Source organism: Solibacillus sp. FSL W8-0474, from assembly GCF_038004065.1.
Taxonomy (GTDB): Bacteria; Bacillota; Bacilli; order Bacillales_A; family Planococcaceae; genus Solibacillus; species Solibacillus faecavium.
In genome coordinates this window covers 1,813,971-1,835,739 of record NZ_JBBOQJ010000001.1, presented here as the reverse complement: position 1 = coordinate 1,835,739, position 21,769 = coordinate 1,813,971, and the positions used below count along the sequence as shown (strand labels likewise).

The 21,769-nt window shown below is 37.7% G+C and carries 20 protein-coding genes and 2 riboswitches; of the genes, 3 read left to right on the top strand and 17 right to left on the bottom strand.

Features of this window, described 5'->3' with window-relative positions:
- The first annotated feature begins 14 nt into the window (after nucleotides 1–14).
- On the top strand, nucleotides 15–1,202 hold the full coding sequence (locus NYE67_RS08970) for an MFS transporter (protein WP_340729798.1): 1,188 nt from the start codon (nucleotides 15–17) through the stop codon (nucleotides 1,200–1,202).
- 84 nt (nucleotides 1,203–1,286) lie between these two features.
- Here the strand turns inward: NYE67_RS08970 and NYE67_RS08965 are convergent, their stop codons facing one another.
- From NYE67_RS08965 to NYE67_RS08920, 10 genes are all read right to left on the bottom strand, one after another.
- Complete coding sequence (locus NYE67_RS08965; protein WP_191699045.1) at nucleotides 1,287–1,487, bottom strand: cold-shock protein; 201 nt, start codon at nucleotides 1,485–1,487, stop codon at nucleotides 1,287–1,289.
- A gap of 341 nt (nucleotides 1,488–1,828) precedes the next feature.
- The gene (locus NYE67_RS08960; RefSeq protein WP_340727869.1) at nucleotides 1,829–3,103 is read right to left on the bottom strand and encodes a histidine--tRNA ligase; all 1,275 of its coding nucleotides are present in this window, start codon (nucleotides 3,101–3,103) and stop codon (nucleotides 1,829–1,831) included.
- A gap of 738 nt (nucleotides 3,104–3,841) precedes the next feature.
- Nucleotides 3,842–4,879 (bottom strand): ThiF family adenylyltransferase, encoded by a 1,038-nt coding sequence (locus tag NYE67_RS08955; protein WP_340729797.1) that lies wholly within the window; start codon nucleotides 4,877–4,879, stop codon nucleotides 3,842–3,844.
- A complete protein-coding gene (locus NYE67_RS08950) occupies nucleotides 4,876–5,643 on the bottom strand; it encodes a thiazole synthase (protein ID WP_340729796.1) in 768 nt (255 codons plus the stop codon). The genes NYE67_RS08955 and NYE67_RS08950 overlap by 4 nt, the downstream gene beginning before the upstream one ends.
- 3 nt (nucleotides 5,644–5,646) lie before the next feature.
- The gene (thiS, locus tag NYE67_RS08945; protein WP_340729795.1) at nucleotides 5,647–5,844 is read right to left on the bottom strand and encodes a sulfur carrier protein ThiS; all 198 of its coding nucleotides are present in this window, start codon (nucleotides 5,842–5,844) and stop codon (nucleotides 5,647–5,649) included.
- A gap of 7 nt (nucleotides 5,845–5,851) precedes the next feature.
- Complete coding sequence (thiO, locus tag NYE67_RS08940; RefSeq protein WP_340729794.1) at nucleotides 5,852–6,958, bottom strand: glycine oxidase ThiO; 1,107 nt, start codon at nucleotides 6,956–6,958, stop codon at nucleotides 5,852–5,854.
- Nucleotides 6,942–7,550 carry a thiamine phosphate synthase gene (locus tag NYE67_RS08935; protein ID WP_340729793.1) on the bottom strand — a complete coding sequence of 203 codons (609 nt, stop codon included), beginning with the start codon at nucleotides 7,548–7,550 and terminating at the stop codon, nucleotides 6,942–6,944. Before NYE67_RS08935 ends, thiO begins: the two co-directional genes overlap by 17 nt.
- 12 nt (nucleotides 7,551–7,562) lie before the next feature.
- Nucleotides 7,563–8,255, bottom strand: a complete 693-nt coding sequence (tenA, locus tag NYE67_RS08930) for a thiaminase II (protein WP_340729792.1) — start codon at nucleotides 8,253–8,255, stop codon at nucleotides 7,563–7,565.
- 72 nt (nucleotides 8,256–8,327) lie between these two features.
- Nucleotides 8,328–8,426: riboswitch (TPP riboswitch) on the bottom strand.
- Nucleotides 8,427–8,479: 53 nt separating this feature from the next.
- Nucleotides 8,480–8,578: riboswitch (TPP riboswitch) on the bottom strand.
- A gap of 67 nt (nucleotides 8,579–8,645) precedes the next feature.
- The gene (locus NYE67_RS08925; RefSeq protein WP_340727861.1) at nucleotides 8,646–9,821 is read right to left on the bottom strand and encodes a M14 family zinc carboxypeptidase; all 1,176 of its coding nucleotides are present in this window, start codon (nucleotides 9,819–9,821) and stop codon (nucleotides 8,646–8,648) included.
- A 100-nt stretch (nucleotides 9,822–9,921) separates the two neighbouring features.
- Nucleotides 9,922–13,008, bottom strand: coding sequence for an efflux RND transporter permease subunit (locus NYE67_RS08920; RefSeq protein WP_340729791.1), 3,087 nt, complete (start codon nucleotides 13,006–13,008; stop codon nucleotides 9,922–9,924).
- Nucleotides 13,009–13,101: 93 nt separating this feature from the next.
- Here NYE67_RS08920 and NYE67_RS08915 point away from each other — a divergent pair, with 93 nt between their 5' ends.
- Nucleotides 13,102–13,923 carry a TetR/AcrR family transcriptional regulator gene (locus tag NYE67_RS08915; RefSeq protein ID WP_340729790.1) on the top strand — a complete coding sequence of 274 codons (822 nt, stop codon included), beginning with the start codon at nucleotides 13,102–13,104 and terminating at the stop codon, nucleotides 13,921–13,923.
- 388 nt (nucleotides 13,924–14,311) lie between these two features.
- Here NYE67_RS08915 and NYE67_RS08910 read toward each other — a convergent pair whose 3' ends face one another.
- The 3 genes from NYE67_RS08910 to NYE67_RS08900 all read right to left on the bottom strand — a co-directional run bounded on the left by NYE67_RS08910 (nucleotide 14,312) and on the right by NYE67_RS08900 (nucleotide 17,492).
- Entirely contained in the window at nucleotides 14,312–15,430 is a 1,119-nt protein-coding gene (locus tag NYE67_RS08910) for a hypothetical protein (RefSeq protein ID WP_340729789.1), read from the bottom strand.
- Nucleotides 15,431–15,767: 337 nt separating this feature from the next.
- Nucleotides 15,768–16,508 (bottom strand): alpha/beta fold hydrolase, encoded by a 741-nt coding sequence (locus tag NYE67_RS08905; protein WP_340729788.1) that lies wholly within the window; start codon nucleotides 16,506–16,508, stop codon nucleotides 15,768–15,770.
- Nucleotides 16,509–16,619: 111 nt separating this feature from the next.
- Nucleotides 16,620–17,492: a DMT family transporter gene (locus NYE67_RS08900; protein WP_340729787.1), complete on the bottom strand. Its 873-nt coding sequence runs from the start codon at nucleotides 17,490–17,492 to the stop codon at nucleotides 16,620–16,622.
- Between the two features lie 358 nt (nucleotides 17,493–17,850).
- Between NYE67_RS08900 and NYE67_RS08895 the strand changes: the two genes are divergently transcribed.
- Nucleotides 17,851–18,231, top strand: a complete 381-nt coding sequence (locus tag NYE67_RS08895) for a nucleotide excision repair endonuclease (protein WP_340729786.1) — start codon at nucleotides 17,851–17,853, stop codon at nucleotides 18,229–18,231.
- A gap of 42 nt (nucleotides 18,232–18,273) precedes the next feature.
- On the opposite strand, the gene NYE67_RS08890 is transcribed toward NYE67_RS08895, so the two are convergent.
- From NYE67_RS08890 to ribD, 4 genes are all read right to left on the bottom strand, one after another.
- Nucleotides 18,274–18,870: a transcriptional regulator gene (locus NYE67_RS08890; RefSeq protein ID WP_191699062.1), complete on the bottom strand. Its 597-nt coding sequence runs from the start codon at nucleotides 18,868–18,870 to the stop codon at nucleotides 18,274–18,276.
- Nucleotides 18,871–19,005: 135 nt separating this feature from the next.
- A complete protein-coding gene (locus tag NYE67_RS08885) occupies nucleotides 19,006–19,578 on the bottom strand; it encodes a 5' nucleotidase, NT5C type (protein ID WP_340729785.1) in 573 nt (190 codons plus the stop codon).
- Nucleotides 19,579–19,587: 9 nt separating this feature from the next.
- Entirely contained in the window at nucleotides 19,588–20,661 is a 1,074-nt protein-coding gene (locus NYE67_RS08880; protein WP_340729784.1) for an FAD-dependent monooxygenase, read from the bottom strand.
- Nucleotides 20,654–21,766, bottom strand: a complete 1,113-nt coding sequence (gene ribD / locus NYE67_RS08875) for a bifunctional diaminohydroxyphosphoribosylaminopyrimidine deaminase/5-amino-6-(5-phosphoribosylamino)uracil reductase RibD (RefSeq protein WP_340729783.1) — start codon at nucleotides 21,764–21,766, stop codon at nucleotides 20,654–20,656. The genes NYE67_RS08880 and ribD overlap by 8 nt, the downstream gene beginning before the upstream one ends.
- Between the last annotated feature and the right edge of the window lie 3 nt (nucleotides 21,767–21,769).

Sequence of the window (21,769 nt, the reverse complement as noted above, 5' to 3'; positions counted from 1 at the left end):
AGTGGAGGTGCTATATGAACTTAATTAAAAACTCAAATTTTCAGAAGCTATATGTAATTTCATTATTAGTGAATATTTCAATGACGACGTTTTCCTTTATATTACCGCTTATTTTGTATGAATATACAAAATCAGCCATTGCTATGAGTACAATGCGCTTAATGGATTTCCTACCCAATGTGCTATTAGGAATGTTTATTGGTGTACTCGTAGACCGAATGAATCGTCGCCTAACAATGCTTTGGGGAAATGTCATCCGTACGCTATTTGCATTCACTTTAACTGTAGTGCTAACGACAACCGAGTTTTCACTTTGGTCTGTGTATGTACTCGGTTTCGTTATTTCATCGCTCGGCTATATGATCGGCAGCGCAACAAATGCGATTATGCCGCAGTTGTTTGAGCGTTCGCAAATGACAGAGATTCAAACAAGATTGTCGTTACAAAGTACCTTAATTTCAATTATCGGACCTGGACTATTAGGTATGCTTCTGCTTTGGAATTCGAATGCTGTATTTTTATGGCTATTTGTAGGTTGTAATCTGCTCATTGTTTTCGTAACAGCGCTTTTACAGAAGGTGCCGAATCCAGAGCGGTCTTCTCAATCACTTTGGCAGGATTTAAAAGAGGGTTATGATGAGCTGATCAGAAATAAGTCACTGTTTATACAAACATGGACAATTTTCTTTTCAAATTTCGCCTCAAGCCTCATTATCGGTGTGCTGACGTTTTATGCGCTCGATACACTACAGTTTACTAAAGAGGAACTTGGCTTCATGCTAACATTATCAGCTTTTGGTGGCATATTGGGAGCAAAAATAATTAGACCACTTCGTAATAAATATCGAAGAGGACAAATTTATACATATTCAATGGCAGTGGAAGTTCTTATTTTAATTACTTTTATGTTTGCACAAACTTGGTGGCTATTAGGGATTTTATTAGCCTTGCGTACAGCCATTTCAACGATGACAAATATTGTCTATCTTGCACTACGTCAAGAAACAACGCCCAATCATCTATTAGGTCGTGTTGCTGGTACGACCTCGATGATTATGAAACTCGCTCTACCTTTTGGTTTACTTGTTGGGGGGTATTGGGCAGATCACTTTGCCATTCCACCGATATTTCTTATAAGCGCAATTATTATTTCTATTAATGTTTTTATTCTATTTAAAACGAAATTTACTATGACGGTATAAGCAACTCTTTGGACCTATAAATGAACACAAAAAAGAGGCATCCTAATAAAAGGATACCTCTTTTGTATGGTTACATCATTAAAATTAAAGTTTTACGATGTTTGTAGCTTGTGGGCCACGTTGACCTTCTTCGATACCGAACTCAACTTTTTGACCTTCGTCTAAAGATTTGAATCCGTCGCCTTGGATTGCTGAGAAGTGAGCGAATACGTCGTTTCCGCCTTCAACTTCGATAAATCCAAAACCTTTTTCTGCGTTAAACCATTTTACTGTACCTTGTGTCATTTAAATGACCTCCATTATTCGTATTAATAAGATGACAATTTCCTTAAAAAGAAAAAAATTCACATATTACAAAAAGTACCAAACAAAATCCAAATACTTTTTGTAATAGGTGAATTTATTGTTGTCTTGTATAACTCTTATTAAACATAGTATATACCATAAAAATGAATTTGTCTAGTGCATAGCCTACTTCCCCTCTTTATTGCGCTATTTAATTAAACCTTCCCTATCCGGTCCATTTAGTAAGGAACGTATTACTCTGAATCATGCAGCAGAAAATACATCACCTTTTATTAAATACTAACTAATGATCGAAGGTGACGTATTATTCTACTTCTAATTTAGTACGTCCATGATTTTTCTTCAATATCCCCTGTCTTCATATCCCTCAATTCATACTTCCCTTTAGCTAGTTCATCTTCCCCCAGCACAATAACTTTCGCTACATTTTCACGATTGGCCTTTTCCATTGCCTTACGCACCTTTTTGCCACCAAGTTCCACTTCCACTCGATTACCTTCTTTGCGTAAGCTTGTTGCAAGTTGAAGTGCCTGTTTTTCTGTACCAATCGGAATAATATAAATATCGATCTCTTTAGGATTTTCTTCAATCTTACCAGCTAATTCAAACGTTGTATAAATAACATCAAGGCCGAATGAAATACCAACCGTTGCAAATTCCTCATCTGTGCCTATTAGTCCACCAATGGCATTATCATAGCGTCCACCACTACCAATACTTGATTTAATTACACCGTCTGCTAAGAAAATTTCATAAATAGTTCCTGTATAGATTTCCAGACCTCGTGCTAAAAACGGATTGAAAATACAAGTTTCGGTAATATTAAGCGCGTTTAAATAATCCATCAATTCACGTACTTCAGCTACACCTTGTTTTATGAAGTTATTTTCTTCTTGAAATGTTTCAAAATACGAAAGCGTTGGTGCTGCGTCTAAAAAAGCTTCTATATTTTTTAACGCCTTTTGACTTACTCCCAACTCCGATAATTCCTTCGCTAATGTTAAACGGTCGATTTTTTCCATCTTGTCTAAAACTAAAATAACCCGATTCATTTTTTGTTCTTCCACTTCAAGCACTTGCAGTAAACCGTACAAAAGCTTGCGGTTATTATATTGAATTAAGATGTTTACATCTAACTTTTCAAAAGCATCGACTGCCATCATCATTAGTTCAGCTTCTGCAGCTTGTGATTTTACACCAACGATATCAACATCACATTGCGTAAACTCACGGAATCGTCCAGCTTTAATCGGACCATCACGAAACACCTTCCCGATTTCATAACGTTTAAATGGCATCGCAAGCCCTGGATTCATCGCGACTACTTTTGCGAATGGAATGGTTAAATCATAACGAAGTGCCAAATCACGTTCGCCACGATCAGTTAAGGTGTACATTTCCTGCAAAATTTCTGCCCCACCCGCATATTTGGAAGCCATTAAATCGGTATAATTAATCATCGGTGTTTCTAATGGTTTACAGCCGTATAAAATAAATGTATCCTCCAACGTTCGGCGAATTTTACGTCGTACAACCTCTTGCTCCGGTAAAAAATCCTGTGTACCCCTTACATTTTGATAATCCATTTTCTTCATTGCTGTGTTCCCCCTTTATTTTTGGCAATAAAAAAAATCGTCTATATAAAGCTCCTATAACGGCTTTATGTATACGATTCCACGAAAAATAGTCTTCCTATTCGATATTAATAAATTAATAAAGATAGCAAGACTACTTTGTATGATGATGTGTTGTAGAAAATATGGATGCCTTTAATTTCAGCATAAACATTCCTCCTTAATAAGTTGCTCATTACTATACAGGAACAAATTTCAATTATCAACAACTAATATCTTTTATGGAAATATTACGGTTAATAACTATTAGTGTGGGAGAAGAAATTGAAAATAAGATTTTCTAATGAAGTCCGTTCTGCTGCGCTCCGGGAAAAGACGATGAAGCAAGTGTTATTGAGGTTCCCGTCCGTTGTAATCCGTTCCGAGGCAGGCTTTCCAGGCTTGCCTCCCAAGCTTTTTTAAATTGAATTGCGTAACGAGATAAATAGAGGAATGAATTTCCGTTATTTTTAAAATAACATGAAAAATAGTAAAAATAAGGGAACATATTGCCGTTATTGACCTAAAAAACAAGAAATTTAATGATTTTATTGAAAATAGCGGTAAAACGTTCCCTTATTTATCCTAAAATAACCGACATCATTCAAATAACGGTAAAATCTTCCTTTATTTTAGGAGGGCAATTAATCAGACCAAATAGGTTAAGGGTACGAATTTATGTTTCGTACTCTCTTGTTCACCACATTTCATTTGAAATATTTACACTTGCACTCTTTGATTGCTTCCGCCTATTTGTATAAATCGATTATAAACAACTCTTGCTAACATAGGGTCTGCTACACCATGGATAATGGCGCGACCATCCTCAAAGAAAACGATGCGGTATGTCTCAAACTGACACGATAGTAAATATGGATTTACTATTAGCTTTGTCACTTGCTTACTTATGTTTTCTGCAATTTGTTCTAGCGAATACTTATACGATTGGCCAGGTCTTAGCTGAACCGCATCCCGCCCGCAAAGCACCCCTACCTTCATTTGTTGCTCTAATTGGAGAAAAGGGTAAATTGGTTGTTCACCGCAAGTAAGGCAATGCGGATTTTTAAGCTTTGATACATGAACCTTTGCGTGCTCTTCCTTCCACAGGTCGACTGATTGAACAATTGGTTGCAATGGGATTGCTGAAAGCCATTTCATTACGGATGTCACTTGATACGCAGCCGTAACTTGAACAATTGGGCTAATGACACCCACTGTATCACAGGTCATCGTGTCCATCGGTAAATGCTGTAGTAAACAATGTAAGCACGGGGTTTCTCCTGGGACAATAGGAAATGTAAGACCATAGCTCCCGACACAGGCACCAAATATATACGGAATTCCTTTCTTATTTGCCGCATCATTAATGATTAAGCTTGTTTCAAAATTATCCGTTGCATCGACAACAATCATATGCCCTTGCATTAACGTTTCTATATTTAGTCCGTGCACATCTTCCACAATACCTTCAATAATAATTTCACTGTTTATTTGTTCCAGTCTTTGTTTAGCTGCGATAGCCTTTGGTAATTTGCGATGGACATCTGTCTCGACGTAGAGCTGCTGGCGCTGCAAATTGCTCCATTCAACATAGTCTCTATCAACAATCGTCAAATGCCCAATTCCTGCTCTCGCCAGCATTTCAGAACTCGCTGAGCCAAGTGCACCTGCCCCAATAATTAAGACTTTTGCTTGCTGGATACGTTGTTGCGTATTTTCTCCTAAAAATAAGGATTGTCTTGCATAACGATTGTTCAAAGCGTCACCATTCCTGCTGTCGGGCTGCTTGGAGTTGCATACTCTTTTTCTTCTATTCTGCCTGCCTCAAATCCTAATCTGCCAGCATCTATCGCGAGCTTCATTGCCTCAGCCATTTTTACAGGATCCTTTGCACCAGCTACAGCTGTATTCAGTAATACCGCATCTGCCCCTAACTCCATCGCATAGGCAGCATCTTTAGGCGAGCCAATCCCTGCATCTACAATAACCGGTATAGTTGATTGCTCTATAATAAACTTTAAATTTATTGGATTAATAATCCCTTTGCCTGAGCCGATTGGTGAGGCGCCTGGCATAATCGCATGAACACCCAATCTTTCAAGTCGTTTTGCTAGAACGACGTCATCCGATGTATACGGTAAAACGATAAATCCATCTTCTAAAAGCATTTCTGACGCCTTTAAAGTTTCAAGGGGATCCGGTAGCAATGTATGCCAGTCTCCAATGACCTCGACTTTAATCATGTCACACAATCCGGATGCCCTAGCAAGTTTAGCAATACGTACTGCTTCCTCTGCAGTTTTTGCCCCTGCTGTATTCGGCAATAGCGTATATTTCGTCAAATCGAGCTGCTCCAAAAAGTTAGGCTGCTCTTCTGAAAAAATATTCATTCTTCTTACGGCAAACGTTAAAATTTCTGCCTGGGATATTTCTACTGCTTTTTTCTGCACCTCAAACGACGGATATTTCCCTGTCCCTAACAGCAGTCTGGATTGAAACGTGCGATCTGCGATTTTTAACATATTTCATCCTCCTCCAACAAAATGAACAATCTCTACCACATCACCTTTTGATAAGCGCGTCGTTTCATAGCTTTCTTTCATGACAATTTCCTGATTCACTTCTACGACAACAATTCGATTTTCTAAGCCATAATATTTCAGTAATTGCTGAACATTTTCAAAAAGCTCGAGTTGCTTTCTACCATTCACTGTAATAGACACCGCTTACTCATCTCCTGTTAGGTCGATTGATCTGAAAAGCCTCGACCCATTCTTTTTTCACAGTCCTATTTAATATAAAGCTCGCAATCATCTCACCAGTTGCTGGTGCTAATAAAACCCCGTTTCTATAATGTCCTGTTGCAAATAATATCGATTCATCATGTGGATGAAAGCCTATAAATGGTTTTTGATCGAATGTTTGTGGACGCAATCCCGACCATGCAGCATTCATCTTCATCTGACCAATTCCAGGAAAGAGTTCCTTCGCTTTTTGAATCAATGTTTCCATGCCATCTAGACTTACGTGTTCTGACCAATCATTTTCCTCCATAGTAGCTCCAATAACTAGCTCCCCATTATTTCTAGGAACGATATAGTATTTATCATGAAAAATAGTGTGTTTTAAAAAAGTGCTTCTTCCTTCCACAGCAATACATTCCCCTTTGACCGGTGTTATTTGCTGCTCTACACCTAGCTGCTGAAAAAATGGATTACTCCAAACACCCGCAGCAATAACAACCCGTTTTGCTTTGAACATTCCTAGTGTTGTATCTATTTGAAAAGTATCCAGCTGCTTTTGAACCTTTAACACCTTTGTATGCTCAAAAATGGATGCACCGTAAACTTGTGCCCCTTTAAGAAAAGCCTGGCATACACGATACGGCATTACACTAATATCCTCTTCAATATAGGCAGCCCCTATTATATACGGGGAAACATCGGGTTCTAGATTTCTTACTTCATTTGCCTCAAGCCATTTCACAGTGGGCAGTGTGAGTATTGCCCTTAATGCTTTCTTGTCACGTTCAGAAAAGGCCAGCTTTAAAATCCCTCCCTTTTTGCAGCCAATGTCAATGCCACTTAGACCGTATAGTTCATCCTTTAACTCCGTATAGAGCGCCTGACTGTATCTCGCAAAAGTGAAGAAGTCCTTTCCATCGCCCTCATATTCCGAATGTGCTCCAAGCATACCCGCCGCTGCACTTGTCGCTTTTAGTCCAATTCGACTTTCCTCAAGCACGGCCACCTCAACTTGATTCTTTGCTAAATAATAAGCAATTGCACTTCCAATAATTCCTCCGCCAATTACGACTACGTCATAGCTTGTTTGCATCTTTAATGGCCTCCCTGTATTGGTTCGCTGCTGCAAACGGATGCGTTGCCGAAAAAATCCCGGACATAACCGCAATCCCATCTGCATTTACATCATGGAGTGCCAGGACTCGATCTACATGAATTCCCCCAATCGTGAAGACGGGAATTTTTAAGTTCTTTTTCATTTCATTGATAGGTGAAAGACCGTTTGGAACCTTTCCTTTTTTGCTGTTTGTTTCAAAGCAATGTCCATAAAGAACATAATCAGCCCCTTGCCGCTCTGCCTCCATTGCGCCTGTATAATCATGAACCGATTTCCCTATATTGAGATGCTGAAATTTCTCTTTCACCTGTTGTACAGAAAACCCTATTTCGGGTAAATGTACTGTGGGAATATCGCTATACAAGGCCATATCCACAAGACTATTTATGATTATTTTCTCTTTTGGAACCTCTCCTGCATCCAAATATTCAAGTAGAGTTATCACTTCTTTTATTGTTTTTGTCTTTTCACGTATTTGTATATAATCCACACTTTGCTGTATCTGAATAATTTTTTGCGCTAATGCTAAAATCGGCTGACAATCATCTGTTACTGCCATTAACTTCATACAACTATGCCCTTATAAAATCGTAGCATGCTCATTCATATACACTTCCTGTTGCCAATCCTGACAAGTCCAGGACATTTCCCAAAACTGCCATTCATAATAGCAACTGCGCTTGAAATGGGCTGTCAATTCACGTTCATCATTTCCTGGCATCTGTGCAAAACGATTCATCATCGCCTTTTGCTTTTCAATGGTCTCTTCCATCTCAGCTGAAGCATATAAATCAATCCACTGTTGATACAACTTAACACCCGGTGTTGCTTTTCTTAATGCGGCCCCGATTTCCTGATATAACCACGGACAAGGTAGTATCGCAGCGTATGCGTCGGCAATCGACCCTGTATAAAATGCTTGATACATATGACTAACATAATTGTACGCTGCAGGTGCTGGTTGGAAATTTCTGATTTCTTCAGGTGTAACGTGCAACTCTTTGAAAGTCGAACGGTGTAGTTCTAACTCTGCTTCCCGTATAAAGTTCGCGGTTTCCAGGAAATAAGCTACATCTTCATCTTCATTAACTTTTGCCGCCAGCATTGCAAGTAGTTTCATATAATGCTTTAAATAATAGGCGTCCTGCAGCATATAAAATTTAAACTTTTCCAGCTCCAATGTTCCATCAGCAATACCTTGTACAAATGGATGCTTCAAACTGGCCTCCCAATAATATTCCGTTTGCTTTCTTACTTCTTTACAAAAATCCATCCTATTTCCTCCTTGGAGGCGTAAGCAAAAAAGGCACCTCTACAAAAAGTAGAGATGCCTAAAAAAGTGCATATGTACGCACTTATTGCTCCCTACGCCAGTATTAACTGTCAGGTTCTAAGGGTCAGGTTTTAACCTTCTCAACACAATTGTGTCCCCCCGCAATTAAAAAATTTGCAAAAGAAAAGCTCTCCAAAAAGATGGAGAGCGCCACGTACGATTATTAGCTTGTACATTTTGCTCCCTACGCCCGTGTTAACGGAACAGGTTCTAAGGGTCAGGTTTTACCTTCTCAACACTTACGTGTCCCCCTGCAAATTCATTTAATTACTACTAGTCTACTGATAATTCTGAATAAATGCAACGGTAATTTAAATTTTTTCCTACTGCCTACCATTTTCTCGCTTCATTCGCTACGTAAAGTCCGACAGTTTTATTTTGCTTCCAAACATTGTTCCAGCGTTTTAGTGGCACCGAGGCTTCACCGGCATATGGTGCAATTTCAACCGTCATCGCAGGTCGGTCTTTAACTTTTGTGAAGTAGTCCTCAGAAGCTGCGATTGGTTCGTTTTTTGTTGTTACGGGCATCATTTTATAGCCTGTAATTGAGGAAACTCCCTTTACTAGCTTTTTAGTACGAGCAAATTCGGTCTTCGCTCGACTCCAATATATAATTTGACCGGAAGAATGATAGGATACATAGGCTAAATGATTGCCGCGATCAATCAGTCTTTTCATTGCAAGTGCTTCAGGCTCTGTATTCGGCGCCTTACCTTTATATTCTTTAAACGAAGGCTTTGTCATTTTTATTAATTGCCAGTTCACATTGAATTGACGATTTAAATCGACACCATTTATATTTGCTTTCCAACGATTAAAATTGGAGCTCCCATTCATCGCTCTTAACTTGGCCATAGGTGTTTTCACTTTTCCACCTTGTGAAAGTGTTACACCATCTGGGTTAACCATTGGTACAAACACAATACTTACCTCACTTAATATCGTTTTTACATCATATTTTTCTATCTTCGTACCATTCAAGTAAGCCTTTAAATATGTATCAATCATTTCCATCAGCACATTGGTCGTCATATGTTCCCGACCATGGAAAGCTGCATCGAATAAAACTTCCTTTTTACCAGTTCCGAGCTTTATGGAATAGAGAGAACGCCCTTCAACTGATTGTCCGATTTCCTGTAAATTCGTAATTGAAGGATACATTTGTGATATTAGCTTTAACTTTGAGGCTACCTCATCAAATGTTAAAACTTTCGAACCGTCGACTAATTGGTCATAGTGGACATCGGTTAAAGTAAGAAAAGTGGTTTTAGACGAATTTTTTACGATACCTTGCTTACCATGTATCCCGGTTAATAAAAGCTTCTCACCTTTTGCTACTTTTTTTATAACAGCCCCATTTTTATCTTTCAATTCTATATTCTTTTTTGCAATCACTTGTACCGGATATTTTCCAAGGTCAACCTTTTCTGTAGCAGCATTTGTAGTCATTGGATTAATAATGGCTGCTGCAAAAAATATTAAACTAAAAAGCAATATTTTTCCCATGAAATTCCTCCCACTTAGGTGTATAAAACTTAACTTCTATACCCTTAACTGTACAATAAAAAACGGCCTGTAAGAATATTATTCCTACAGGCCGCCCATATTAATTGTCTTTTACATCTTTACGATTTTTCTTCAGCATTCTTGATAATACTTCATATACAATCGGAACGATGATTAAAGTTAGTACTGTTGATGATAATAAACCACCAATTACTGTTACGGCTAAGTCCTGAGATATTAGTCCGCCACCAGCACCACCGAATGCCATTGGTAACATCGCACCAATTGTTGCAATCGCGGTCATTAAAATTGGTCGTAAACGTGTTGCCCCGGCTTCCAATATTGCTTCACGCATATTCATACCTTCATGTTCCATACGGATAATACGGTCTACAAGTACGATTGCGTTCGTGACAACGATACCGATTAACATCAGTAGTCCCATCATAACTGATACAGAAATCGTTTGACCTGTCGCGAATAATCCAATCCAAGAACCGATTACAGTAAATGGTAATGAGAATAAAATCGCAAATGGTGCCAAACCTTCACCAAATGTAACAACTAAGATGAAGTATACAATTGCAATCGCTGCAATCATCGCTACACCTAACTGAGTGAATGTTTCAGTCATATCAGCTGCAACACCACCTACACCAGTCGTAACACCTTTAGGTAGCTCTAAATCAGCAATTTTTTCATCCGCTGCAGATGTTGCTTTTGAAATATCTTTGTCAGTAATTGTTGCAGATACTGTCGCAAAGTATTCACCTTTTTGACGAGATAAAGAATTTAAAGTCGTACCTTCTTCAAGCTCTACAATGTCTCCGATAGTCATCGATTGACCTGTTGCAGTTTGAATTGGTGTTTCCAATAATTCATCAATGTCAGCAGCTGCAGATCTAGCTTCACGCTGTACAACAACATTAATGTCACTGCCATCACTTTCAACAGTTGTTAACACTTCTTTTGCTGTATTTGTTTGTAAAGCCATTAAAATTTGTCCAGTAGTTAAACCGTATTGTAATACGTTTTGCTGATCTACTTTTATGACATTTTCTACATAAGGCTCAGAAGCATTTGATTCAACTTCATCCAGACCGTCGATATTCACTAATACTTCTTCCACTTGAGCTACAGCTTCGTTTAACTTATCTAAGTCTTCACTGTATAATGTATAGCTCACTTCATTCGATGACATACCCATCGCGAAGTTTTGAGTTTTCCATTCACCTGATTGGCCAACGTTGAAGATATAGTCTTCTACTTCTTTTTTCGCTCCAGGGAAATCATCCATATCCGGATCGAAAATCGCGTAGATTAAACCACCGCCAGCACCGCCGCCAGTCAGCATTGAAGCTGCATCTGTTGAAGGTTCAGTATTCACCGATAATTGTAAAATATCGATATCTTCTCGTTTCATTAATTCCTGTTCAACTTCTTCAATGTTCGCTAATGTATCTTCCATTAACTCACCTGTTTTAGGTGTGTATGTTAAATACATTACCTTCTCTTCTTGAGAACCCATGAAGCTGAATCCGATTAAAGGCGTTAATGCTAATGAACCTACTAACATTACAATCGCAATGATAGAAGTAATCCATTTGTGATTTAAACATTTTTCTAAGAAGCCACGATAAGTTAATGCTAATTTACCAACCTCTTTATGTTGACTTTCAGATTTTTCACCGTAAATTTTCTTACGGAATAATGTGTGAGAAAGTGCCGGTACAATTGTAACCGCAACGATTAATGAAGCGATTAATGCAAATGACATTGTAAGAGCGAATGGTACGAATAATTCTCCAACCATACCACCTACAAATACTAATGGCGCGAATACCGCAATTGTTACTAATGTTGAAGACATAATTGGCTTAAACATTTCAATCGTTGCTTCACGAATTAATGCACGGCCTTGTAATTTTTCTTCTTTTAAGTGCATACGACGGTATATGTTTTCCACTACAACAATCGAGTCATCAATTACACGACCGATTGCAACGGTAATGGCACCTAACGTCATAATATTTAATGTAATATCCATCCAGTGCAATAGCATTAATGCCATAAATACTGAAACTGGAATCGAAATAATCGAAATGATTGTTGATTTAAAGTCACGTAGGAATAATAGGATAATTAAAATCGCAATTAATCCCCCGAATACTGCCTTTTCAACCATTGTGAAAACAGAGTCTTCAATTGGCTTACCTTGGTCTAAAGAAATATCGATTTGAAGACCGGAAATTAACTCCTGCTCTTCTTCAATTAAATCTTTTACTGCATTTACAACTGTTACTGTATTTGCATCCTGACCTTTAATAACTTGAATGGCAATAGCATTTGAACCATTTGTACGAGAAACCGATTGAACTTTACCAACCTTTTCAATCTCAGCAATATCGCCTAGCTTCACAAACGGTACTGGATTTGTTTCAGATGGTGTAACAGGGATTAACATTTCTTTTAAATCTTCCACTGTTTTGAACTTACCATCAACTGCAACAGCCTGCTCGCCTTCTTCAAATTTATATAAACCTAAAGAAACAGCTAAGTCGCTTGCTTGAACCATTTGCTTAACAGAATCTTCTGTTAGGCCTAATTCATTCATTTTTGCTTCATCATATGTGAAGGCTACCTCTTCCAAATGTTGACCAGTAACCGTAGCTGATGCTACACCGTCAATTTTGTTTAACTTTGGAAGGATAATTTGTTCTACCGTAGAAGTTAATTCGACAATATCCTCTTCTGAACTACTTAATGATAACGCAATAACCGGCATCATATTCATACTGATTGCCATAATAGAAGGCTCTTGAGCACCTTCTGGAAGTGCAATATCATCTAAAGCAGCCTCTAATTGACGTTTCTTTTCATCCATATCTACGCCATATTCATATTCCACTTGAACTTGTGAAACATTTGAACTCGATGTAGAGTATACAGCCTTAACATCCTCTAAACTTTCAACTGCCTTTTCATAAGGAATTGAAAGATCATCCATTACTTGCTCTGGTGTTGCACCAGGATAAACACCCATAACGATTAAGAACGGGATCGATATGTCTGGAATCGATTCCATTTTCATACGTGTAGATGAATAAATACCTGAGAACACGATTATGATTGTTAGTAACCATACGGCAAGCTTATTTTTCAATACGAAATTTACTAAGCCTTTCACGGTTCCACCTTACCTTTCTTGACTATATGTAACCACCATTCTATAATAATGACTAGCCGGTCACGTGTCAATTGAAAGGGGCTCAAAATTATTATGACAAGAAAACAATTAATAATGGATTCTGCCCTACAGCTTTTTGCAGAAAAAGGGATAGAAGCTACATCAGTTCAACAAATCACTGATCATTGCGGCATTTCTAAAGGTGCCTTCTATCTTTCATTTAAATCTAAAGATGAACTTATTTATGCAATAATTGAACATTTTATGAACAATATAATAAGAGAAGTTGACCGAGCAGTCAAAGAAGGCTCCACACCATCAGAAAAGCTCCACATTTATTTTGTTCATACATTTAAAGTCATGTCACAATATACTGGCTTTGCGGAAATATTGATGAAGGAAAAGGTTTCTGCGATTAATGAGGCATTGATTGAACGAATTCAATATTATGTTGATTTGGCCAAGAAAAGTTTGGAGAAGTTATTATTCGAAGTATTTGGAGATCAGATTGAAGGAAAACAATACGATTTAGTGCTTGTTGTTAATGGAATGGTACAGGCGTATTTACAAAATTTCTTCGAATCGTGCAAACCGTTCGATGTTATAAAACTTGCTGATTCACTCGTAGAAAAAACAACACTTTTGGCTACGAAAAGTGAAATCGTTTTTTTAAAGGATTCATCTCAGCTGTACAGTCGAATGAAGGTCTATTCAACAGAGCATATTATTGAGGAACTAGATCAATTACAGCAACAAACAAATGATAATCTGGAACAGGAATCCATCCAATTGCTGAAAGAAGAGCTAACTATGGAAAATCCCCGTCCTGCTATCGTCATTGGTCTTGTTTCTAATTTAGAAAAAAATGAGAATTTTAATTGGGTTACATTATATTTAAAAAATCATTTCATTTAGAAGAGGAAACGAAATACCCGCCTCAAAATTAAAAAAGACTGGGACATAACCCAAAAATGCCATTAAATCTCCTTGAGAGAAATGGTATTTTCTTGCTGGCATAAAAAATTGATTTCCATTCCGGGACGCTTTCCGCGGGCACAGCCTGAGCCTGTAGTCTCAGGCGTCGTGCTTTTCCCGCAGGAAGCTTTGCTTGTAGCGAAAGGCGCTAGCCGTCAGCTACACTCGCCCTCCATTCCAATCAATTTTAAAGTCTACGTTTATTATTAAGGGTCTTTTCCTTCTCCAAAGAATATTCTACTTTTTCTCAGCCCCTTTATTTTGTTTCTACCACATAGCCGTTGTTCTCCTTAACGGTAAACGTTTTTGTGGAGGCAAGTTGATTAAATTACTGTACGGACTGCAAATACGCTTCATATTCCTTCGTATCATAACCGTATTGAAGTGCGTAATTCAGCCCCTTATTCATTAACATTTCATTGAATGAAGGGTCCCCTTTAAACATAATTGCCAAATCCGCAAACTCAGCTGGATTATTGATAAACGGCTCGTACATATCAAATGTTATTTTTGCTTTTTCTAACTCTCCTATACCCGCGTATGCTTCAATTAACGCAAGCGACGTAAATGGCGTGTAAACATTTAAGCGACCATGTTCTTCTTTCACTGAGTCTACATAGGCAATCACTTTCAAATGATCCCCTTGCAGGCTCTCCAATTTGCGAATAGAGCCTTGTTGAATCTCAAAGTTATCATGAAACGTTTCATACGGCTCTTCTATTAGTTTTGCCCACGCAACGTGGAAGGACGAATTTACTGTCCCTTCTATTAATTGGCGAATGATTGAATCCCCATACTTCTCCAGCAAAAACATGATGCCATAAAACCCTTGCAAGTAAATCGTATGAGAATTGACATCTCTGATTTCTTCAAGTTGCTTAAAAGGAATTGCGTTAAACATCGGTCCATACTTTACCAAAACATTATTCATCAGTTCATATTCAAACGTTAACGCTAAGCCCTCTTCTAACCATTCCGGAATTTGCTCAGAAGTTACCTTCAGCGTATCTATGTATTCATAAAATAAATGGTGACTATATTCGTGAATAATCGTGGATGACAAATCTCCAGTATATTGACCATCAACGGCCACCGTCTTAATCGGTGGATGATAAATACCTAAGTTCCCCTTACCCAAATACATATCGTAAATTCGGTCCCCTGGTAGTGCTACAAAAATATCTACCTTATCTTCGTTTGCGACATCGAAAAGCTTAGCCGCACGTTCCTTCGTTTGTTCCATTCCCCTGACAACTTTATCTTCTTCAATTACAATGTCTGAATTTATGAGTACATCTACCCCATTTAATTGTGTCTTTTGATAATCCTCGTTAAATGAAAAAATTAATTTCGCTGGTACATGGGGATTATATAGCAAATAAATTCCGACAGCAGAAATCGTACACAGCACTACAAAAACGATTTTCTGCGCTTTTGTTATGCGCAAAGCTACCACCCCTTTTATAAAAAATTAATTATTAACAACTATAACATAATGGTATTTTATGTAAAACAATTCCCGGAAGGTTAATCTAAAATTAAGCGCTAACAAGCTGAATTAGCACTGATTTATAATTATATTGCAAAAGAAAACAGCCATAAGAATCATTTATGGCTGCAAATAAAGTACCTTAAAATAGTAAAGTATAACTTACCAAGAATATAAACTGCTGTTTCAACTGTTTGTACCAAGGAGTGCTATACCGAAGAACAACAACTTTTACTTCTATATAAAATATAAGACTTTGTCTGACTTCAAACATATTAAGGCCATTCTATCTGTATTAATTTTCTTCATTCAAGAAATTTAATATTTCCCGGGCTACAGTTTTGGAATCTTCCAGCATACCGAGATGCCCTGTATTTGTTTTTACTTTTTTAACATGAGGGTTTGATGTCACAATTGGTGTAACAGCTTTGTCCTGTTCACCTTCAATGACTAATATTGGAGTAGAGGTTGTATCCATTAAATCCTTTTGACTTGGACGTGATTTCATTGCGCCAAGTGCAGCAACGAGCCCTTGTGCTTTTGCTTCATGTGCCACTTCCTTTGCAAAAAGCACATCTTCTGCATCTGCATCCGGAGCTAAGAAGTTATGGATAATGCCATCTACAAACGGTCCAACTCCATGTAATAATATTTCTTCCTGTTGTTTCGCTCGTTTTTCAATTGCTTCTGGGGTATCCGGTGCATCAGATGAATACAATAAAACAGCCTTTTCGATATTCGTATATTGCTTTTCAATGGCTGCTAGCGTAATGTATCCGCCCATTGAATGGCCAATCCAATAGGACTTTTCAACTTTTTCTAGTGTTAAGATATCGATAATATCTTCTGCATACTGGTATACGGTGTAATCCCCTTCAGGAGCCTCACTCTTTCCATGTCCGGGTAAATCAATTGCAATGACATCAAAGCACTTTGTTAAAGGTACAATAATTTTATCAAAAATTGCTGTACCACCTAAAAAGCCGTGAACTAGCACGACCACTTCTCCTGATCCTTTTCGAGTATAATTTAACATTAATATCAGTCCTCCCCTTATTTCTTCTCTTATCTTTTTCCGTATTTACGTAAACATAAACAAAGAGCTGTATTAAAGTTTCAATGACTTTAAATACAGCTCTCTACTTATTTATATAAAGGACTTTTTCCGTCTAAATGTAGGTTTTACTTCGGCAAAGAGAATGGCGATAAAAATAAGCACACATCCTACAAGCATACGCCCCGTTAAAATTTCATGTAAAATCAGTACAGAGAACATCGTACCGAACAATGATTCGGTTGATAAAATGATCGCTGATTTTGTAGGATTCGCATATTGCATCCCTATATTTTGGCAGACATACGCAACACCTGTACAAAAAACGGCTAAATAAATAATGATTCCAAGACCTTCAGAACTATAGCTAGTCGGTACTTCACCTAATATTAATACAGCAATTACACTTAACACGGCCGCAGTATAAAACTGAACGATTGTTAAAGCTAATGCATCCTCTGTCTTTACAAAAACATTCGTATAAAAAATATCAAATGCAAACCCTACCGCACAAAGTATCGATAAGAAATCTCCAACATTAATAGTCAATGAATCCTGCAGCGATAAAAATCCAATCCCGACAACTGCAATTCCGGCAGCAATAAATTCAAAACGATCGATGCGTCTTTTGTAGATGACATAGGCGATAATAGGCACGATAATAACATTAATCGCCGTTAAAAAAGCATTTTTGGATGGAGTCGTATATTCCAATCCCATAGTCTGTAACGCAAAAGCAGTAAATAAAATAGCTCCCAACACTGCGCCCTTCCACAAGACGGCTTTCGTTATTAACCGAATTTTTTTATAGAAAATCATACTTAATAAAATAGAAGCTAACAAAAAACGTCCCGCCATTAATTGAAATACGGTCCAATGCTCCAAACCTTTCGCCATTCCAACGAATCCGCTTCCCCACATCACTGCGGTAATCAGCATTAACAGTTCGCCTTTATACTTTTGCATAATTATTCCTTCTCTCTCTTTATACACAATTAGATATACAATAATCAATATTGCATAAAAAAGAAAGTGAAAATTCCAAAATATATAGAAATATTGAATAAATTTCATGTTTATTGCTTGACTAGAGCATTAGTAATTGGTTTTTTATTAACAAAAAAGAGAAAAGATCATGTATTATAAATATTTTGTTCGAAGTGATATTATAATATCGTTACAATTTAGTGTCGGATAATATGTAATGCAATGTTTATATTTATATGATTTATACATTAAAAAATGGGTATTATCTATATAGATAGCTATTTATGTGAATTTCATGTAAAATAAGCCTTTATAATACTTTAGGGACGTGAACAAATTGATTAAAATTGAAATGCCAAAACCTGATTTAGTAATTCGTCAGCGTGAGCAAGTTTTAAAACAAGGAGACGTAGAAATTGCACCTTACTTCGGCTTTATTGATTTCCACAAAATTACGCGTGATAAAGGCGGAATTTTCTTCTTCTATAATGAGAAAAATGAACTTTTATTCGTTGGGAAAGCACGTAAAATTCGTCAACGCATTAAAAAGCACTTTGAAGACAACGTATCACCAATGAAAAACCATCGTGATGAAATTCATAAAATTGAAGTATATGAAATTGAAGATCCAATGGAACGTGAAATTTACGAAACATACGCGATCAACCAATTCCAAGCTAAATACAATATCGATAAAGTATTCTTCGAGCGTCAATAATCTCAAAAAAAACCTTGCCATTTCTATAATGGCAAGGTTTTTTTATCGTGGTATTTTATAATCCAACATTTCATTGATTTTCGATAGATCTTCCATAATGCCTTTTTTCTGATTGGCAATGCCTTCATACCATTTGTTTAAAATGTCCTGCATACCTTGCTCAATCTCTTTTCCATCAGACACTAATTGAACCATCACATCGATAACCTTTGTTCGCTCTTCATAAAATTTAACTCGAGCCGGGAAATCTTTTCCGATATTTTGCTTGAAAATATAGCCTAGTTTAATAATCCCATTATTCATCAATTGTTCCGAATAAAGTGTAGAACCAACAACCGCTAGACGTTCATTAAAATCCGGGTTTTCCTTTATATAATTTTGCATCATTAAGCTCACTTCATCTGCAAAGGACTTCAACTTATTTCGTTGACCATCCAATAAACTTTTCGCTTCTTCAAAGACGTTTAACATAGCCTCTGTATGATCGAGCATATTCTTCACTTTATTTAAAGGCTCTTCACTCGCACCATTTAATCGAACTTGAATGGTACGGTATACATACTGGCGCTGCAAATAGGCCGATAGCAAAATAATCCCATTATAATTTATGCTTGCTTCGTAATGTTGTTCAGTAATCATAGTTTTATTTATCCCCCAACCCTTAACGATATACTCATACAATACCATAGATTTTACGAGTTGAAAGTAAAAAATTCAAACTATTTCACTTTTTCAGTACAAGGATAGCATTATGCTAGACTCTCTTCCATACAGTTACGATGTTGCGTTTTGAATTAATCCGTTAAATTCGCTCCAATTTAATAGACGAGTACATTCCATTTCTTGATTATATGACTGATTTTTAACAATAACTTTCGTATTTGTTCCTGTTAGCGTATTCAGAACAGCCGGCTTATCATCAACATAAACATCAAGCTGTAATTTTTTTATAATATCAATTTTCTCATGATCTTTCATACCACAAAAAAAGCGCTCATCTACAACAGGAAATCCTTGTGCCTTTACCCACTCACGCGTTTGTTCACAATAGCCTTTCGGACGTGATGTAATATAGTAAATTTCATGCCCTTCTTCTGCTAAGGCTTGTAAAACCTCTTTCGCCCCTTCATAGCTTGGACAATCTGTAAAATAAATATCTTCCATCGAATCATTCCACATTTTACTGCCTTCTTCACTCGTCATTCCAAATGCTTCATGAATTTCAACTGTCAAAATCTTATCGAACAGGTCCTCACCAATCGATTTCTTTAACTTCTTATTATATAAATGAAACGCATGTCGACGTAAATCAATTAGTGTATCATCAATATCAAAACCAAATTTCATTTTTCTCACCTAACTTAATATGACAAAAGCATCTTGAAACTTTTGTTCTTTTTCGATTTGTAATGCTTGAATTGCTGCAATTTGCTTCTGACGTTCAGTGGCACAGCTATAATCAAATGGATTCTTTTGAAGAACCCATTGCGCTAATATATGAGCATCCATTAGTGAACTATTTAAACCAAACGCTCCAGTTGGGGTCATTGTATGGACTGCATCCCCGATTAATATCACACCGTTTTTTTCCCATTGTTCTGATGTTGTACTAAACACATCAAGTAGTACAAAGTCACGCCAAGACTGGATATGCTCATTGACCGTATCAGTTAACTGTGGAAATGCTTTTATCAACTTTTCAATAAAAGGGGTAAATGGCTGTTTCCTTAATGATGGATAGCTTCCCTTTTCTATATTCCACCCGATCTGCACAAAGCCGTTTGTTTGGGTAAAAAGCGATATTTGCATGCCATCTACGAGCGCCATCTTAATTGACGGGGTCCAGTCTTCCGGTGCCGGTATTCTTGCCCATAGTAAATCATAGCCATGATTATGAATCGTCGCGTCTAAATTTGCCAATTTGCGAATCGTGGAATGGCGTCCATCTGCCCCAATAATAAGCTGTGCGTCTATTTGAATGATTTGATCGTCCTGAAGCGCCTTAACACCTATATAATGACCATGTTCATCCTGTATAAGCTCTTTAACCGTCGTATTTAATAGATAGTCAAAACTAGTATATTTTTGAGCTTGTTCGACAATCGCCTGTAAAAGGTGTGCTTGCGGTACATGAATGCCTAAATGTCCAATCACTGGATCAGGGTAAACTGTATTGAATTTTTGCCCACCCAACCAATATTCCAATGTTTCCATTCGAAGTAACCCAAGCTCTTCAATCCGTTCGAATAATCCATATTGCTTTAAAACTTGCTCGCCTTCTTCATTTAAGTGCTCTCCTCGAAACGCTTTTGCAAAGCCATTTGTGCGTTCCAGTAAGAGTACTGAAAGATTATGCTTAGCTAAAATGTTTGCAAGTAACGTACCACCTGGACCACCGCCTACAATGCAAACATCCACTTTTCTATTCATTGGACTTCACCCTTTTAGGATAAGCGATAATGCGTAAATCTTCCCCAATTCGGGTCACTTCATCAAACTCAACGAGTGAAGCAAAATCAATTGTCTCAACATCGTCTCCTGTAAATGGTGTTATCGAATGTTTGCCTCCTAACACTTTCGGGGCGATATAGACAATAAACTGATCGATGAAATTATTCCGTAAAAACGAAGCGTTTACCGTGCCCCCACCTTCAACTAATAAGTGGGTAATCCCCTGTTTATATAATGCTTGCAGCGTTTCATCCAGATTAAGACCTGATGCATTTACTGCTACTCGGATTATTTCTACACCTAGCTTTTCATATTCTTTAATGGCATTTTCGTTTGCATCGTGTGACGTCACGATAATCGTACGTGCTTCGGTCGTATTGACTATATGAGCATTCAAAGGTGTTCTCAATGTACGGTCCAACACGACACGTATCGGGTTACGACCTGGGCGATCGGCAAGCCGTGTTGTCAGTTTCGGGTTATCATTGATCACAGTTTGGACGCCTACGAGTATCCCATCCACTTCATGTCTCAGTTCATGAACATCAGCACGTGCCTCTTCATTTGTAATCCACTGGGAATGTCCATTATATGTAGCAATTTTGCCGTCCAACGTCATTGCAAACTTTGCAACAACAAACGGCCGATCTGTCAGCATATTATGGATAAAGCGTTTATTTAGTTTTTGTGCTTCCTCTTGCAAAATACCTACTTCTACTTCAATTCCTGCGTCACGTAAAAGTTGAATTCCGCGCCCTGCTACTTCAGGATTCGGATCTTCTGTAGCAACAACGACACGGGCAACTCCACTTTCTTTTACTAAATTCGCGCAAGGTGGTGTTTTACCATAGTGGGAACAAGGCTCTAACGTCACATATATAGTAGCTCCCTTTGCATGATCACCTGCCATTTTCACTGCATGAACTTCAGCATGTGGCTCTCCTGCTTTCCGATGAAGCCCTGTGCCTACAATGACACCATCTTTCACAATGACAGCTCCGACTAGCGGATTCGGATTCGTATTCCCCTTTGCACTTGCCGCTAATTGGAGTGCCAGTTGCATATAGTCCTGATCTGTTTTCATATC